Below are 15,911 nucleotides of genomic sequence, written 5' to 3'. Positions count from 1 at the left end.
GAGGCGAGAGATGTTTGGTCAATCACTTGCGGGCGCTACCGTCCTTCAGGGGGCACATCCGGAAGAGGTGTCTTCGTTTGTTAACCAGCATATCGGGCAGCATCGCCTGGAAATGCTTGGAGAGCAGAAACGGAAGTCCAGTCTCAGCTTCAGGGAATTTGCCGGGTTCGGGATGTCCCAACTCAGTTACGGTAACCATGTACGGGTAAAAAGCCCCGAACTTGAGTCCATCTATCACTTTCAGGTGGTCACTCGGGGTGAGTGTGTCTGGCATCAGGCGGGCGAGCGCATGAAGGTTCGCAGTGGTCAGGCGGTTATGGTGAACCCTTATGAAAAGATTGATCTGGAGTATTCGGATGATTGCGAAAAGCTGATCATCAAGGTTCCCGAGCATGTACTCAATAATGCCCGTGAGTTATCACACGGTCGGTTGCCGGAGGATGGCATTCGCTTTACCCGGGCGCCCGTGGAGCTTCGGCTATGTCCTGCCCTGATCAATATCATGGAGGCGGTGCTGTCCGAGCTTGATGATGCCGAAGACGAGGACATAAACCCGGTTTGCGGCGCCTATCGTGAAATTATCCTCAAGAAACTGCTGAAAGTATTTCCCAGTAACTGGTCCAGCCAGGAGAACGGTGCGGCCTGTACGCCCATGCTGGGTAAAATGCTGCGGTACATTGAACAGAACGTGCATCGCAACATCGATATAGAAGAGCTTTCCAGTGTCTCCAATATGAGTGTTCGATCCATCTACAATGCTTTCTCCAAGGCCTTCGCGACGACCCCCAAGTGTTACATCAAGCAGTTGAAGTTACAGAAGTTGCGGGAAGACCTTTTGCAGGGAAAGTGCCGGAATGTCACCGAGATCGCCCTGGAATATGGCTTCAGTCATCTGGGCCGGTTTTCTTCGGATTATCGAAAATCCTTCGGCGAGTTGCCCTCTGAAACCCTGCGAATGGCCGGTTAATCCCGGCCATTACCTTCCCGTTGTTGCCCGCAGATCTGTCGGGTAACCCGGTCACTGCATTCCCGGACCTGTTCGAACAGGAATGAGCCTTCGCTGATGTCGGTGTCCCGATCAAGACCCAACAGGGTGATGACGGTGACAATGCTGCCGTTGATATCGAATACAGGGCGGCTGAGCACATTGATTTCGGGGAGGTAATCACTGAAAAACGCGCAGTAGTTATCCCGTTTGATGGTTTCCAGATGAGGTTGCAGTTCCTCCCGGGTGATGGGTTTGCCCCGATGTTTCGGGAGTGACTTGGCGTTCTTGTAATACTGGTCCACCAGTTCCTTGCGTCGCTTCGCTGGCAGGTGGGCCAGGTAAATCCTGCCTGAGGCTGAGTTCAGTGGCGATAGCTCGGCGCCCAGCCTCACGTTGACCGAGATTGGCTGGCTTGAGTCCAGCCACTTGATGATCAGTGGGCCGTTGCCGTTCCAGACGGTGACCGACACGGTTTTGTCGGTTTCCTCATTGAGCCGGTCAACGGCTTCGTAACTCAGCTGAATCGGGTTGATGCGCCGGAGTGCTGAAATGCCCAGGGTCAGGCTGGAATTGCCCAGGGTGTACTGGGTGTGATTCACCTGATTGATGTAGCCCTCTCGCAGCAAACTGACCAGGTATTTGTGGGCGCGGCTAGGTGACAGATCCAGGGCGCCCGACAGTTCCTTGAGGGTGGGTGGCTTTGGCGCTGTGGAAATATAATTGAGGATATGCAATCCGATTTCCAGCGAACCGATTCCTTGCCGCTTTGGGCTTTCTTCTGCCATGGACGTTACCATTTTCGAATGACTGGTGCTGCCGTGTACCAGCGGAAAACAGGCACCCTGGAGACGGCGGGCACCTGTTTTTCGGGTTGTTGGCAAGGATACCAATTCTGAAGGTCCGGATCAGAATTTGTACTTGGCCATGACCTCAACCTGCTGGCCTTCCGGCAATAGCGGGCCGAAGGCGAGATTGTACTTTCGCCACTCTATCCCGGCTTCCAGATCCTGGGTGATGTTATGGATCAGGTTGACGCGATGGGCTTCGTAGTTGGTGTCGGCGTCGTCATCCACTTCGACGGCTGTATAGGCGACGTTTGCCCGCCACTCGTTGTTGATGACGTAGCGAAAGCCAACGTCAAACCCTGCCTGGCTGACAGCGTCGTCGTTTTCGACATCCGGTGACGACAGGCTGTTGTTTACGCCAACACCGGTGAATGCACCAAGTCCTTCACCGTAGTGAGCATTCACGTTCAGGCTGTGAGGCCCGATCATGAACTTCGAGCCGATGGCGCCGCCACCCACGAAGTCGCCATTTTCAACTTCGCGACCTGATGCGGTGAGGATAACACGGTGACCACCGTCGAGACTCAGGTTGTAGTTAACCGCAAGATCAGGCGTGTCGGCGTCGTTGTTGACCGGGTCCTGTGCAGTAAAACGGAAGCCGGCAACCTCGTGACTAATCAGGTTTGTGCGGAAGTTGAACCCGCCCAGGGTGCCTCGCGGCCCGCCCAGGAAATCCAGGTAATCGTGATAGGCAACGGCCCAGAACTGGCCGGTCCAGGTCTGCCCCACGGTGGTCTGATCCACCTTGATGAAGGCGTGGCGAAGCCGTAGGTCGTTATTCTCGCCAGGAAAGGTGCCGCCGTAAAAGTCGCCTTCCACAAAGCCGACAATCGTATGGCCTTCCTTCTGGGTGACTGTTTTAAGGTTAACGCGGGACTGGTTGGAACGGCCGAAGATGCGGGAATCCCCATCATCGACTTTTTCATAGATGGCTTCGGCTTTGAAATAGCCACCGATGCTGAATTTGGTGTCGTTGAACTCGCCGAGTTCGAGAGCGTGAACGGCGGGGGCCGCGCTGAGACCGGATGCAATAGCGAGCGCTAGTAATGAATGTCGATAGTTCATTTGCCTTCTCCTTGTTGTTTGGCATTTGAACTATCGGTTATTCAGGCGTGGGCAAATATCCGGTTAATGAACATCCCTATCCGTTTTTTGTACTTATCTCCGGCACGGTGCAGGGTTCCGTCACCGTTCCAGATGACGACCATGGAATCGCAGATGGTCCTCAATGAAGCTGGCAATGAAGTAGTAGCTGTGGTCGTAGCCCTCGCGCAGATTCAGTTCCAGCGGATAACCGCTGATATGGGCTGACGCCTCAAGGGCTTCGGGGCGAAGCTGTTCGGCCAGGAAATTGTCAGCGTCACCCTGATCCACCAGGGCCGGCACGAATTTCTGTGCCTTGCGCATTAACAAGCTGGCATCGTAGGCAGCCCAGCGCCCGGTATCGTTGCCGAGATAGGCGGCAAAGGCTTTTTTGCCCCACGGGCAGCTGACCGGATTGCTGATCGGGCTGAAGGCAGACACCGACTGGTATGTCTGTGGATTGCGCAATGCCAGCACCAGGGCGCCATGCCCGCCCATGGAATGTCCCGCGACAGAGCGTTGGCCGGTCACTGGGAACACCGACTCCACCAGTGCCGGTAGTTCATTCAGCACGTAATCGTACATGCGGTAATGCGTGTTCCAGGGGCTCTCGGTAGCATTCACATAGAACCCCGCCCCCTGGCCAAGATCGTAACCGTCATCGTTGGCGACGTCGTCGCCTCTGGGGCTTGTGTCCGGGGCCACAATGGCAATGCCCAGTTCGGCGGCTACGCGGTGGGCGCCCGCTTTCTGCATGAAGTTTTCGTCGGTGCAGGTCAGGCCCGATAGCCAGTAAACGACGGGTACCTTTTGCCCACTAGCCACCTGTGGTGGCAGGTAAATCGCGAAACGCATGACACAACCAAGGGTGTCGGACCGATGGCTGTACTGCTTGTGCCAGCCACCGAAACTTTTGTTGCTGCTCAGGTTTTCGATGCTCATCAAGAACTCCGTGGGTGAGTCGCCTGCCATGGGCGGCAGGCGACCGCGCCGGTCACTTATCGAAATGGATCACGCTACGAATGCTCTTTCCTTCGTGCATCAGTTCGAACGCCTCATTAATGTCTTCAAGCCCCATGGTGTGGGTGATGAAATCGTTGAGTTTGAACTCGCCCTGCAGATACCGCTCGACAATTCCAGGGAGCTCGGAGCGGCCTTTGACGCCGCCGAACGCGGAGCCTTTCCAGACTCGACCGGTCACCAGTTGGAATGGGCGGGTGGAAATCTCCTGGCCAGCACCTGCGACACCGATGACGACGGATTCGCCCCAGCCCTTGTGGCAGCATTCCAGGGCAGAACGCATCACGTCGACGTTGCCAATGCACTCAAAGGAGTAGTCCACGCCGCCATCTGTCAGTTCGACAATGACTTCCTGAATGGGTTTGTCATAGTTTTTCGGATTGATGCAGTCGGTCGCGCCCAACTGCTTTGCCAGGTCAAATTTGCTGTCGTTGATATCAATAGCAATGATGCGGCTGGCCTTGGCCATGGTAGCGCCAATAATGGCAGACAGGCCGATGCCGCCCAGGCCGAAGATCGCCACGGTGGCACCTTCTTCCACCTTGGCAGTGTTCATGACGGCGCCCATGCCGGTGGTTACTCCGCAGCCCAGCAGGCACACTTCTTCCAGTGGCGCTTCTTTGTTCACTTTGGCCAGAGAGATTTCCGGCAGCACGGTGTACTCGGAGAAGGTGGAGCAGCCCATGTAGTGATAGATTGGCTGGCCATCCTTGTAGAAACGGCTGGTGCCATCGGGCATCAGGCCCTTGCCCTGGGTTTCCCGGATCTTCCCGCACAGGTTGGTTTTACCGGAGAGGCAGAATTTACATTCTCCACACTCTGGCGTGTACAGGGGAATAACGTGATCTCCAATCTCGACACTCGTGACACCTTCGCCGATGGCCTCAACGATGCCGCCGCCTTCATGGCCCAGAATCGCGGGGAAATTACCTTCTGGATCGTCTCCGGAAAGCGTAAACGCGTCGGTGTGACACACGCCGGTAGCGATCACCCGCACCAGAACCTCACCGGCTTTCGGCGGCATTACATCCACCTCTTCAATGGAGAGTGGTTGCCCCGGTCCCCAGGCAATGGCTGCTTTTGATTTGATCATCTCGCTCATAATTCTCTCCGTTTGTGATGCATCTGTATTTGGACACTGCCCGAATGATCTGGTGATTATATTTGCTGCACAGATGTTGATAATGACCGTATTCGTGAAATCACTTTTACTCATGTGTAATAATCAGGATTGCTGAAGCAAAAGTAGGGTGGTGACATGCAGCGCTGGGAAGGTGTAAACGAATTCGTGGCGGTGGCTGAAACGGAGAGCTTCACCCGGGCGGCAAAACGCCTGGACGTCTCGACCGCTCACGTCAGCCGACAGATCAGCGCGCTCGAAGACAGGTTATCCACCCGTCTGTTCTATCGAACGACCCGGCGCGTCTCCACGACTGAGGCCGGGCAGATCTACTATCAGCATTGTCGCCAGATACTGGACGCCCTTGAACAGGCGGAGCGCTCTATGACCAATATGCAGCTGGTGCCCCAGGGCCGGCTGCGACTGACGGCGCCGGTAACCTACGGAGAGAAGTCGATCGCACCGCTGGTCAACGATTTCGTACTGCGGTATCCCGAACTCGACGTTGAAATGAAACTGACCAACCAGCAACTGGACCTGGTGGCGGAAGGTTACGACCTTGCGGTACGGCTTGGTAAACTGGACGATTCCAGCCTGATGGCCAGGCGTCTTGCTGCCCGGACTCTGTATGTATGCGCCTCGCCAGCTTATCTCGCTGTCCATGGCACCCCGCACTCTCTGTCTGAGCTGGAACACCATAATTGCCTTCAGGGGAATCTGGGCTACTGGCGATTTCAGGATGCGGGTCATCCCCGCAATGTCCGGATTCGTGGAAACGTGCGTTGTGACAGCGGCAGAGCCTTGTTGGATGCAGCGCTGAAGGGGGTTGGTATTGTCCAGCTGCCGGATTATTACGTTGGGCCGGCACTCGACGCGGGTACGCTGATACCTCTTCTGACTCATTACCAGGAAGACGATGACGGTATCTGGGCGGTGTATCCCCATAACCGTCACCTGTCGCCAAAGGTGAGAATGCTGCTGGACTACTTTGTGGATTCACTGGGCGTGCCAAACGCCTGATTGGGGCTAAGTCCAATCATAGGCTAGGAGTGTCTAGTGGACCGGGGTAAGTCCAATCATAGGCCAGGAGTGTCTAGTGGACCGGGGTAAGTCCAATCATAGGCCAGGAGTGTCTACTGTATCGGGGAAGTCCAATCATGAAGGTTCAGCTATTGCATTGAATGCTAGATCCACCAACCATGTCTTGGCCTTTGAGTTATAAAAATTATCAACCCAATATATCTCAACGCTAAAGGATTCCGCCTGAAATGGAAGCGGAAATGAACGTATACCCTCTGATTTAGCAAACTGCTCTGCTACTCTGCTAGGCAAACAAGCAATCATCTGTGAATTGGGGATAATTGCCGGTAAAGATGAGAAGTGTGGTATATGTAGGCCTATCTTAATAGTCTCACCGCTATTTCTGAGATATGCGCTCGCATCAAAATGGCCGCTCGCCTTAGATACGTAGATATGGTTTTCCTCCAAAAATTGTTCTTTGGTGACAGTTTCCTTCAATCTGGGGTGGCTGCTTGAAACAATACAGCTGTAGTTCTCGGTGAAAGCTAAAATACTTTTGGTGCTTTTTCTTAAAAAACTAAGGTTGCCTATCGCCAAATCAATACGACCCTGAAGCAGTTCCTCCTCTATTTTCGGTATTTCAGTAGTAACAATCTCTAGCTTGCAATTTGGTGCCTTCTCGCGGAGGGCCTCGAGCAGTTTAGGAAGCAAATAAAACTCTCCCAAATCTGAAAGCGCAATGCGGAAGGTTTTTGTGGAGATAGCAGCGTCGAAGTCTCTTGCGAGCGCGATGGCTCGTTCGATGTTTCCGACTGAGCTGGCAAATACTCTGTAGTACTGCTCCGCAGCAAACGTAGGCTTCATGCCATCCCGCGTACGCGTGAATAGCGAATCATTTAACAAGTCCCGTAAGCGTGATAGTGAGTAACTAACAGAAGGTTGAGTTAGGTTGAGGGTTTCTGCAGCTTTGCTAACGCTGCCGTCCTCATAGATAGACAGGAACACCTTTATCAGGCCCAAGTCAGATTTTTGCATAATTTTACAGCTCCAAATATTCATATAATCTATATTTGATAGCAAAATTTATCAATTTGATCAATATATTTTTCGTTGTTACCGTAGAAAATCACGAGGCTGGAAGAGTGAAAAACAACACATCAATCAAGTCAGCCCACTATCAAGTAATAAAGCGCCATGGTGCTAGCAAGATTCTCGGTAATCCTAGATCGAATAGGCTCCACTTTCTGAAAGGTGCCCTCGACGATTTCCGATATCTCCTCTTGCGATATGGGGGAGCGCCCCGGAAGAGACGATATTAAAGACAACCGAAGTTAAGGATAAAAAACAACAACCTATCCTTTCTGATGAATCTGAGGACGCACCAATGAAGATAGTGAGTTATCACGATTACCGTCGCCTAGCGAAATCCAGATTGCCAAAGATGGTGTTCGATTATCTCGACGGTGGTGCCGATGACGAAAATGCTTTGCAACACAATCGAAATGAGTTCGCCAACGTAAGGCTATCACCCAAAAGATTGGTTGATGTAAGCAATCGCAATATTGAGCGGGCAATTCTTGGCAATAAACAGGCGGCCCCCTTTGCAGTTGCACCGACTGGGTTGAATGGCCTTTTCTCTCCGGAGGGTGATTTGAAAATTGCCAGAGCTGCTGCTCGCGCCGGAATACCCTTCTCGTTATCAACGGCATCGACGTCTTCCATCGAGGAAGTTGCACAGGCCAGTGACGGCGAACTTTGGTTTCAACTGTATGTAATTCACAAAGAGCTGGCGAAGCAGTTTATCCAAAGAGCTCGCGACAACGGCTACCAGACACTCATCCTCACGGTCGACGTAGCGGTAAATGGGAACCGTGAAAGAGATCTTAAAAATGGGTTTTCATTGCCTATTAAATACACGCCAAAGGTCATTTGGGATGGAGCGTTGCATCCATCCTGGAGTTGGAATCTTGTTAAATATGGCATGCCGAAACTGGCAAATTTTGAAACTGCCGAACTTAATAATATAGAGATTCAATCTGCCCTTATGAGCAGAAAAATGGACGCTAGCTTCGATTGGCAGGATTTAAAATGGTTAAGAGATGAGTGGCCTCATAGATTAATAGTAAAAGGTATAAATAATGCCTCTGATGCAATCAAATGTGCTCAGATAGGCGTCGACGGTGTAGTGCTTTCAAATCATGGCGGAAGGCAGTTGGATAGCTGTATATCTCCGGTTCAAGCTTTAGAAGAGGTTGTTTCGAAAGTTGATATTCCCGTAATGATTGATAGCGGTGTCAGAAGGGGCTCAGATATTGTGAAGGCCATTGCGCTGGGAGCGGAGGCCACCCTGATTGGGCGCCCTTTGCTATGGGCTTTGGCTGCTCGCGGTGAACGCGGCGTCGACGAAATGATTCAAATGCTAAAAGACGATGTTGATCGCACACTTGCTCACGTTGGATGTTCTGACATTAACGATATAAATAAAAGTTTTGTCTTTGATTGAGGTATAAAATGGTGTCTTATTTAATAATTGAGAAAGTTGATGTAAGAGCTGTAAACGTGCCTCTTGAATATCCCATACATACTGCGGTTGGTGTAGTAGATACTTCTCCTCTTGTATTAGTGGATATATTCACTAACTCGAGCTCAGTAGGGAAGGCCTATTTATTTGGTTATTCTCCAGCAATGCTGTCATCACTAAAAAGTGTAACTGAAGTTTTATCTAAGCTCATCGTCGGGATGAAGGTTGAACCCTTTACTGTTAATAAACTGTTGGAAGAAAGGTTTCAATTGCTCGGATACACCGGTCTGTTGAGGATGGCAGGTTCCGGTATCGACATGGCTCTTTGGGATGTATTGGCAAAGTCTGCAGGCTTGCCGCTTTATAAATTCCTGGGAGGTGGTGCTCGAAAAATTAAAAGCTATGACAGCCACAGTATGGATGGCGTATCCCTTGCTGCCCAGCGCGCCGAGGCATCGGTAGAGCAGGGCTTCCGCGGAATCAAAACCAAAATCGGTTATGAAACGTTAGAGGAAGATCTCAACGTGGTTTTAAAACTACGGGAGGTGGTCGGAGACAACGTCGATATTATGGTTGATTACAACCAGAGTCTAACCGTTCCCGAGGCAAAAAAACGAATCAAAGTTCTTGAGGCCGAGGGCATAGCCTGGGTGGAAGAGCCTGTTTCTTACTTTGATGACGACGCTTGTGAAAAAGTACGCTCGGCTTCGAATGTTGCCATTCAAATTGGAGAAAACTGGCTAGGAACTGAGCAAATGATCAAGTCACTCCGGGCGGAAGCTTGTGATCTTTCGATGCCGGATGTCATGAAAATTGGTGGAGTCACAGGTTGGTTGAAGGCCTCAGCTCTGTGCGAAGCTTTTGCGCAACCAATGTCCAGCCATTTATTCCAGGAATATAGTGCCCACCTTCTAGCTGTCAGCCCTACTGCACACTGGCTTGAACGAATGGATATCGCTAAAGCGGTTGTGGACTCATCTCTAGCATTTGTTGATGGCGATGCAGTTCTCTCGGATGAGCATGGTGCAGGCTTTGTATGGAAAGAGTCGGAAATTGAAAAATACATAGTTTAACCCCCTTTAATGTGCGGAGAAATGTTATGAAAATTACAAAAATCCTTATAACTGCGCTTTTTCTGTCTTTGGTTTTCACTAGTCTGGCTCATGCTCAGACGACCATGTACGTAGCTAGTTGGTTGCCGCCCTCCCATCCTCAAAACACGGTTGTTCTTCCTACTTGGGGGAAATGGATTGAGGAAGCTACAAACGGCGAGGTGAAACTGAAAATCGAATACAACATTGGCCACCCGAAAGATCTTTTCACTTTGGTAGAGGACGGCGTGGTTGACGCAGCATGGTCGTCCACAGGTTATGTGCCAGGCCGTTTCGAGCTTACCCAGCTCGCTGAATTGCCGCTAAATGGCCCGAATGCCGAGGCGGCATCAGTCGCATACTGGCGAGTGCATGAGAAATACCTTGCCCCGGCTAACGAATTCGTTGGTGTCGAGGTCGTCGGCTTGTTTACCCACGCCCCTGGGCAGATCCATACCAGAGATCCGATCAATAGCCTCAAGGATTTGAGCGGTCAGAAAATTCGCCTCGGTGGTGGGGTGATGAATTCGTTGGCGGAAAAAATGGATGTTGTGGGCGTAAATGCACCCGCAACCAAAGTCTATGAAATGCTGCAGCAGGGCGTAATCGATGGGACATTTCTTCCCGTATGCGAACAGCGAACTATTCGACTGAATGAAGTCGCTCGGAACCTGACACTGCTGCCCGGTGGCATGTATCAGACCAGTTTCGCTGTCTTCATCAATGAAGGTTTCCTCGAGAACTTGCCGGACCAAACGCGTGAAGCTCTTCTGAGCGTATCCGGAGAGCGACTGTCGCGTCTTGCCGGTCAGGAGTGGGAGCAGTGTGGTAATGAAGCCTTGCAAGAAAGTATCGATAAGGGCGTTGCCGTTAAACGCGTAGAGAAGGGTGACCCGATCGCAGTGGAGTTTGAACAAATCTCATCAGGGATCGACGAAGACTGGCTCAATTCACTTGAAGATACCGGCGTAAATGCTTCCGAGGCTCTTAAAGAGTTTCGTTCCATTGCTCGAAACTACGAAGCGCAAAAGAAGGAGTGAGTAATGGCATTCCTTCAATGGCTGAAAAAGCATTACGACGAGAGAGGACCAGCCTTATGGCTGGCCTTCTCTTTCGAAATCATCGCGTCCGTTGTCCTGCTTTTTCTGATGGTACTTACTTGTATTGATGTTGTGGGCCGTTACATCTTTGCCAGTCCTGTCCATGGAAGTACCGAGTTGACGGAGATCGGTCTCGCGGTAATGGTCTTTGCGGCAATGCCAGTAGTCACCTGGCGGGGATGCCACATCGTTGTGGATCTATTAGACAGCATTCTGGGTCCCAGGATCGTCAAACTATTCGCCCTACTGGCAGCTTTCGTTATTTCTTTATCGCTTTGTGCAGTCGGATGGCGAATCTGGGAGTTGGCCGAGCGTTCAATCAGCCGCAACGTTGTCACAGAGTTTCTTGGCTTGCCAAGTGGTTACGTCATGATCTACATCGCTGTCATGAGCTGGGCGACAGCTTTGGGGATGCTCTCCTACGGCGTGTTCAGAATCTTACGCCACGACAAAAATTAACTGAAACGTAACCGGGGATCCCTATGTCCACTGTATTGATCGGCTTTGCCGTTCTTCTATTCCTGATTATCGTCGTGCGAATTCCAATTGCGTTCGCAATGGGACTGGTCGGCTTTTTTGGTTTTGCCATTTTACAAGGGCTTGGGCTCGATAACCTGGCTAGTTTTCGCTGGACCGGCGCGTTATCGATGGCTTCCACTCGTGTCGTCGATACTGTTCAGGATTACGGCTTGTCAGTCATACCACTATTTATTCTTATGGGAAACCTGGTTACGAGATCTGGGTTGTCCCAAGAACTTTACCGAGTATCACATGCCTTTCTAGGCCACCGAAAGGGCGGCTTATCCATGGCAACCATCGTTGCGTGCGGAGGCTTTTCGGCGATTTCTGGCTCTAGCCTGGCGACGTCGGCAACGATGTCCAAGGTGGCGATGCCTCCGATGCGCAAATATGGATACAGCGATGCACTGGCATCGGCATCTATTGCCGCTGGCGGCACACTCGGAATCCTGATTCCTCCCAGCGTTATTCTGATTATCTATGGTTTGCTAACCGGCTCGTCAATTCGAGAGCTATTCGCAGCTGGTTTCATCCCTGGTCTTCTCGGTGTGCTGCTTTACCTTGTAGCCGTTCGCTATGTTGTCTGGCGCGATCCGGAAGCTGGTCCCTCCGGTGCAAGAACGTCCTGGCCAGAAAGGATTGTTGCGGCAAAGGGTGTCTGGGGAATATTAGCTCTATTCACGCTGGTCATGGGGGGAATATATTTAGGCATTTTTACTCCTACCGAAGCGGCAGGAATCGGTGCTGGAGGCGCTTTCTTGATCACCTTGCTGCGTGGTCGTCTCAGCCTTTCATCTTTGTTTGAAACGTTGGCAGATACTGCTCGCACCACAGCAATGTTATTCGCGGTAGTTATTGGTGCGCTTATCTTTTCGGACTTCATCAACCGAGCCGGATTGCCGGATATGTTACTTGAATTTGTAACAGCGATTAATCTGTCTCCGATTGTTGTTCTATTTGCCATTATCGGGATTTATATCGTTCTTGGAATGGTATTTGAGAGTCTGTCGATGATGCTCCTCACGGTACCTGTATTTTTCCCAGTCGTTGCATCGCTTGGTTTTGATCTGGTGTGGTTTGGGATCATTGTTGTGGTGGTTACAGAGATAAGCCTGATCACCCCTCCTGTTGGGTTAAATGTTTTTGTGCTTCGAGCAGTACTCGGCGATATTAAAACAGGAACGATATTTCGGGGGGTAACTCCATTCTGGATAGTCGATATTGTTCGGTTGGTACTGATTGTTTTCATTCCGGGAATCGCTTTGTTCTTGCCTAATTTATTATATTAGGGTCGCTTCTTCCCGATATGGGAACAGCGGTAACTGTTATATCGCTAGTAGGTCTTTGAGTACCGAAGGCTTGCTAGTTTACCGCGAACGTTCCCTTTTCCTCTCTAACCGGTCCCGGTTTTTCCGGGCCTTTTCGTTTTCAAGGTTTCCTCGTTGAACTGGTAAACGGCCAGGTAAAAGATCCAGCACCGCTGACAGCTTCTGGCCGTCTTGGGCTTGCTTTTGCCATTGAGGTTACAGTTTGAAATAGTTCTTGCTGTTGTGGACCAACGCAAAGCAGCACCTCCTGGTGCTGCTTTGCGGGTTGCTTTAACTGATCAGATCAGAAGCTTAACTTGGCCATAAGCTCAACTTGCTGCCCATCCGGGCGCAAGGGGCCCAAGGCCAAGTTGTACTTGCGCCACTCCAGACCGACCTCAAGATCCTGGGTGATGTTATGAATCACGTTAGCGCGGTGGGCTTCGTAATCAGTCTCGGCATTATCGTCGACTTCAACACTGGTATAGGCGATATTGGCGCGCCACGTGCTGTTAATGACATAACGAAATCCAACATCATAACCGGCTTGGCTGACAGCTTCGCCATTTTCAACATCTGGAGAAGTTAAGCTGTTGTTTGCTCCAACAGCAGTAAAAGCGCCCAGGCCTTCACCGTAATGTGCGTTTACATTGAGGCTGTGTGGTCCGATCATGAACTTGGAGCCGATGGCTCCGCCTCCCACAAAATCACCGTTTTCGATTTCACGTCCGGATGCCGTGAGAATCAGCCGATGACCGCCGTCAAAATTCAGGTTGTAGTTGACTGCAACATCAGGAATGTCGGCGTCATCGTTAACAGGATCCTGGGCACTAAACCGGAAGTCGCCCGCTTCGTGGCTAATGAGGTTGGAGCGGAAGTTCAGTCCGCCGAGAGTGCCACGGGGGCCCGCGAAAAAATCGAGATAGTCGTTATAGGTTACCGCCCAGAACTGACCGGTCCAGGTCTGGCCCACTGTGGTCTGGTCAACCTTGATGAATGCATGGCGAAGCCGCAGGTCGTTGTTCTCGGCGGGATATGAGCCGCCGTAAAAATCGCCTTCCACGAAGCCGACAATCGTATGGCCGTCCTTCTGGGTAACCGTCTTTAGGTTAACGCGGGACTGGTTCGCACGAGCAAATATACGGGAATCACCGTCATCGATCTTTTCATAAATGGCTTCGGTCTTGAAGTAACCGCCAATGCTAAATTTTGTGTCATTGAATTCACCCAACTCGAGGGCATGAGTAGCAGGAGCAACGCCAAGACCAGTTGTAATCGCAAGTGCTAATATTGAATGTTGATAGTTCACTCTTTTTCTCCTTATTTTATGGAGCTTTAACTATCGATTATTAATGATTTATCAAATATCCGATTTGTGAATATCTCTATCCATTTTTTGTACATTTAAATATTTAGGTATTTTGTTTTCTGTTGTTTAAATATGATTTTGGTATGAAGGGGAATGTATTTTGGTTTTGTCGTTAAATATAAAATATCTAGCGATATAGTGACTTATTATTTCTGCAAGGAGGGTGAGAAAATAAAATCGGGTGAGCCGAAAGATAAAAAAGCCATGCCTTTTGATGAGTAATTCTGTAGGGCCAGTTATATAGCCGGATAAATTTGATATGTGATTTTTGTTTATTAAAGTAGAAGTCGCCGCATTATGGGGTTGATGCATGCCTCCCCCATTTAGGTACTGGGGGGAGGCAGTTCATCCATGTATGACAAGATCCGTATCAGTCGTCGATAGTGTTTTGGAAGTGCTCTCTGATGCTAGAACGGATACTGCATGCCGGGACCCATTACACTTATCCATTGTGTTTGCGTGAACTCATCAATATTCGCAGGGCCACCAAAACGGCTGCCGTTACCGGATGCGCCCATGCCACCAAACGGAACCTGGAACTCGTTGTTCACTGTCTGGTCGTTAATATGGAGCATACCTGAACATAGTTGGGTCGCGACTTTTAAGCCACGGGACTCCGACCGGCTATGCACCGCCGCCGCAAGACCATATTCTGAGCTGTTCACCAAAGCGACTGCTTCTTCCTCTGTATCAAAAACCGTAATCGGCGCCACGGGACCGAATATTTCCTCGCGCCAGGCTGGCATGTCGGGTGTCACGTCCGTCAGAACAGTTGCAGGGTAGAAGCGACTGTCGGCCTTGCCACCGGTGAGCAATCGGGCCCCAAGTTCAATGGAACGGTTAACAATATCTTCGACATTTTTGGCTTGACGGTCGTTGATCAATGGCCCTATGTGTACCTGTTCGCTGGCAGGGTTGCCCACGACCAGTTTGGCTGCACGACCAGCCAAGAGCTCGGCGTATCGTTCAGCCACACTCCGCTGTACCAAATGACGGCCCGTCTGCATACAAATCTGACCCTGATGCAGAAAGGACCCCCAGGCCGCACACGATGCAGCGGATTCCAGGTCGGCATCATCAAGAACCACTATGGCGTTGTTGCCCCCAAGTTCCAGCGAAACCTTCTTAAGGTTCCTCCCGCAAATTTCTCCTATCTGCCGCCCTACTGGAGTTGAACCGGTAAACGAAATCATCTTCACATCGGGGTGCCTTACGAGTGCGTCGCCCGTCTCTGCTGCGCCTGGTAGCACCTGGAACACGCCCTCGGGGATACCCGCAGCCGCGAACAGCTCTGCCAGAAGCAGTCCTCCACACACGGCGCTTTGAATATCGGGTTTCAGAATCACTGAGTTGCCCATTGCCAGTGCTGGTAGAACTGACCGAAGGCTTAGAAGGATGGGGAAGTTCCAGGGAGAGATAACGCCGACAACGCCGATAGGGATACGTTTCCAATAGTTGCGACGACCCGGCATTGCGGACGGGAAAATATCCCCAGTAGCTTGCATTGGAAGGGCTGCCGCCATATGAGCCTGCTCAATGCATGCCTGTAGCTCCCATTCTGCTTTGGGTGCAGTGGAGCCGCATTCACGGATGTTCCATTGATTGATCGTTGTGGCATTATCTTCCAGAGAGCGTGCAACCCGACGCATGATGGCGGCTCGCTGATCAAATGGCATCGCGGCCCACCCCACCTGAGCCCGTTTGGCAATGCGGGCGGCATCATCTATGTCATCTTTGGTACCGGTTGCAAGCATTCCTAGTTGGTTTCCGGTTGCGGGCTCTGTCACCGAAACGAGTTCGCCGCGACCAGGTACCCAGCTGCCCAAGAAAAGTTTTCTATTCCATTGAGCGGGTGTGTTTGTAGTCATTTTCTGGTCTCCTGGATGTTAATATTGTTTGTTTGGTTCATATAAACCTGAGGTTCGTGG

Annotated in this window: 14 protein-coding genes; 7 read left to right on the top strand and 7 right to left on the bottom strand. The window is 51.0% G+C overall.

The genetic code is table 11. The features are described from left to right. Nucleotides 1-10 precede the first annotated feature (10 nt). The gene (locus tag B3M52_RS17325) at nt 11-967 is read left to right on the top strand and encodes an AraC family transcriptional regulator (RefSeq protein WP_075195481.1); all 957 of its coding nucleotides are present in this window, start codon (nt 11-13) and stop codon (nt 965-967) included. Here B3M52_RS17325 and B3M52_RS17320 read toward each other — a convergent pair. The 4 genes from B3M52_RS17320 to B3M52_RS17305 all read right to left on the bottom strand — a co-directional run bounded on the left by B3M52_RS17320 (nt 964) and on the right by B3M52_RS17305 (nt 5,029). Further along, entirely contained in the window at nt 964-1,773 is an 810-nt protein-coding gene (locus B3M52_RS17320) for an IclR family transcriptional regulator (protein WP_036202351.1), read from the bottom strand. The genes B3M52_RS17325 and B3M52_RS17320 overlap by 4 nt on opposite strands. Before the next feature lie 120 nt (nt 1,774-1,893). Further along, on the bottom strand, nt 1,894-2,898 hold the full coding sequence (locus B3M52_RS17315) for a porin (RefSeq protein ID WP_075195479.1): 1,005 nt from the start codon (nt 2,896-2,898) through the stop codon (nt 1,894-1,896). Nucleotides 2,899-3,018: 120 nt separating this feature from the next. Further along, nucleotides 3,019-3,858 carry an S-formylglutathione hydrolase gene (fghA, locus tag B3M52_RS17310; RefSeq protein WP_036202357.1) on the bottom strand — a complete coding sequence of 280 codons (840 nt, stop codon included), beginning with the start codon at nt 3,856-3,858 and terminating at the stop codon, nt 3,019-3,021. A gap of 52 nt (nt 3,859-3,910) precedes the next feature. After that, a complete protein-coding gene (locus tag B3M52_RS17305; protein WP_227662382.1) occupies nt 3,911-5,029 on the bottom strand; it encodes an S-(hydroxymethyl)glutathione dehydrogenase/class III alcohol dehydrogenase in 1,119 nt (372 codons plus the stop codon). Between the two features lie 165 nt (nt 5,030-5,194). On the opposite strand from B3M52_RS17305, the gene B3M52_RS17300 reads away from it, so the two are divergent. Further along, on the top strand, nt 5,195-6,076 hold the full coding sequence (locus B3M52_RS17300) for a LysR substrate-binding domain-containing protein (RefSeq protein ID WP_286749976.1): 882 nt from the start codon (nt 5,195-5,197) through the stop codon (nt 6,074-6,076). Between the two features lie 135 nt (nt 6,077-6,211). Here B3M52_RS17300 and B3M52_RS17295 read toward each other — a convergent pair whose 3' ends face one another. Continuing rightward, nucleotides 6,212-7,111 carry a LysR family transcriptional regulator gene (locus B3M52_RS17295; protein ID WP_286749974.1) on the bottom strand — a complete coding sequence of 300 codons (900 nt, stop codon included), beginning with the start codon at nt 7,109-7,111 and terminating at the stop codon, nt 6,212-6,214. 349 nt (nt 7,112-7,460) lie between these two features. Here B3M52_RS17295 and B3M52_RS17290 point away from each other — a divergent pair, with 349 nt between their 5' ends. Genes B3M52_RS17290 through B3M52_RS17270 form a run of 5 tightly spaced genes read left to right on the top strand, consistent with a single transcriptional unit; the run spans nt 7,461 to nt 12,596 of the window. Then, nucleotides 7,461-8,579 (top strand): alpha-hydroxy-acid oxidizing protein, encoded by a 1,119-nt coding sequence (locus B3M52_RS17290; RefSeq protein ID WP_286749973.1) that lies wholly within the window; start codon nt 7,461-7,463, stop codon nt 8,577-8,579. An 8-nt stretch (nt 8,580-8,587) separates the two neighbouring features. After that, on the top strand, nt 8,588-9,670 hold the full coding sequence (locus B3M52_RS17285) for an enolase C-terminal domain-like protein (RefSeq protein WP_286749972.1): 1,083 nt from the start codon (nt 8,588-8,590) through the stop codon (nt 9,668-9,670). Nucleotides 9,671-9,696: 26 nt separating this feature from the next. Next, nucleotides 9,697-10,728 carry a TRAP transporter substrate-binding protein gene (locus B3M52_RS17280; RefSeq protein WP_286749971.1) on the top strand — a complete coding sequence of 344 codons (1,032 nt, stop codon included), beginning with the start codon at nt 9,697-9,699 and terminating at the stop codon, nt 10,726-10,728. 3 nt (nt 10,729-10,731) lie between these two features. Further along, on the top strand, nt 10,732-11,247 hold the full coding sequence (locus tag B3M52_RS17275; protein WP_286749970.1) for a TRAP transporter small permease: 516 nt from the start codon (nt 10,732-10,734) through the stop codon (nt 11,245-11,247). Nucleotides 11,248-11,270: 23 nt separating this feature from the next. Beyond that, nucleotides 11,271-12,596: a TRAP transporter large permease gene (locus B3M52_RS17270; RefSeq protein ID WP_286749969.1), complete on the top strand. Its 1,326-nt coding sequence runs from the start codon at nt 11,271-11,273 to the stop codon at nt 12,594-12,596. Nucleotides 12,597-12,918: 322 nt separating this feature from the next. Here the strand turns inward: B3M52_RS17270 and B3M52_RS17265 are convergent, their stop codons facing one another. Together B3M52_RS17265 and B3M52_RS17260 are read right to left on the bottom strand one after the other, a co-directional pair. After that, nucleotides 12,919-13,923 (bottom strand): porin, encoded by a 1,005-nt coding sequence (locus B3M52_RS17265; RefSeq protein ID WP_286749968.1) that lies wholly within the window; start codon nt 13,921-13,923, stop codon nt 12,919-12,921. A gap of 467 nt (nt 13,924-14,390) precedes the next feature. Continuing rightward, nucleotides 14,391-15,851 carry a benzaldehyde dehydrogenase gene (locus B3M52_RS17260; protein WP_286749967.1) on the bottom strand — a complete coding sequence of 487 codons (1,461 nt, stop codon included), beginning with the start codon at nt 15,849-15,851 and terminating at the stop codon, nt 14,391-14,393. Between the last annotated feature and the right edge of the window lie 60 nt (nt 15,852-15,911).

It is taken from the genome of Marinobacter sp. UBA2688, from assembly GCF_002352785.1.
Classification (GTDB): domain Bacteria; phylum Pseudomonadota; class Gammaproteobacteria; order Pseudomonadales; family Oleiphilaceae; genus Marinobacter; species Marinobacter salarius.
This window is presented reverse-complemented; position numbering and strand designations above follow the sequence as displayed.

Coding starts and splice junctions, on each gene's coding strand:
- B3M52_RS17305 (WP_227662382.1), bottom strand. CDS start 5,029: ATGATCAAATCAAAAGCAGCCATTGCCTGGGGACCGGGGCAACCACTC.
- B3M52_RS17325 (WP_075195481.1), top strand. CDS start 11: ATGTTTGGTCAATCACTTGCGGGCGCTACCGTCCTTCAGGGGGCACAT.
- B3M52_RS17315 (WP_075195479.1), bottom strand. CDS start 2,898: ATGAACTATCGACATTCATTACTAGCGCTCGCTATTGCATCCGGTCTC.
- B3M52_RS17270 (WP_286749969.1), top strand. CDS start 11,271: ATGTCCACTGTATTGATCGGCTTTGCCGTTCTTCTATTCCTGATTATC.
- B3M52_RS17295 (WP_286749974.1), bottom strand. CDS start 7,111: ATGCAAAAATCTGACTTGGGCCTGATAAAGGTGTTCCTGTCTATCTAT.
- B3M52_RS17300 (WP_286749976.1), top strand. CDS start 5,195: ATGCAGCGCTGGGAAGGTGTAAACGAATTCGTGGCGGTGGCTGAAACG.
- B3M52_RS17260 (WP_286749967.1), bottom strand. CDS start 15,851: ATGACTACAAACACACCCGCTCAATGGAATAGAAAACTTTTCTTGGGC.
- B3M52_RS17285 (WP_286749972.1), top strand. CDS start 8,588: ATGGTGTCTTATTTAATAATTGAGAAAGTTGATGTAAGAGCTGTAAAC.
- B3M52_RS17275 (WP_286749970.1), top strand. CDS start 10,732: ATGGCATTCCTTCAATGGCTGAAAAAGCATTACGACGAGAGAGGACCA.
- B3M52_RS17320 (WP_036202351.1), bottom strand. CDS start 1,773: ATGGCAGAAGAAAGCCCAAAGCGGCAAGGAATCGGTTCGCTGGAAATC.
- B3M52_RS17280 (WP_286749971.1), top strand. CDS start 9,697: ATGAAAATTACAAAAATCCTTATAACTGCGCTTTTTCTGTCTTTGGTT.
- fghA (WP_036202357.1), bottom strand. CDS start 3,858: ATGAGCATCGAAAACCTGAGCAGCAACAAAAGTTTCGGTGGCTGGCAC.
- B3M52_RS17290 (WP_286749973.1), top strand. CDS start 7,461: ATGAAGATAGTGAGTTATCACGATTACCGTCGCCTAGCGAAATCCAGA.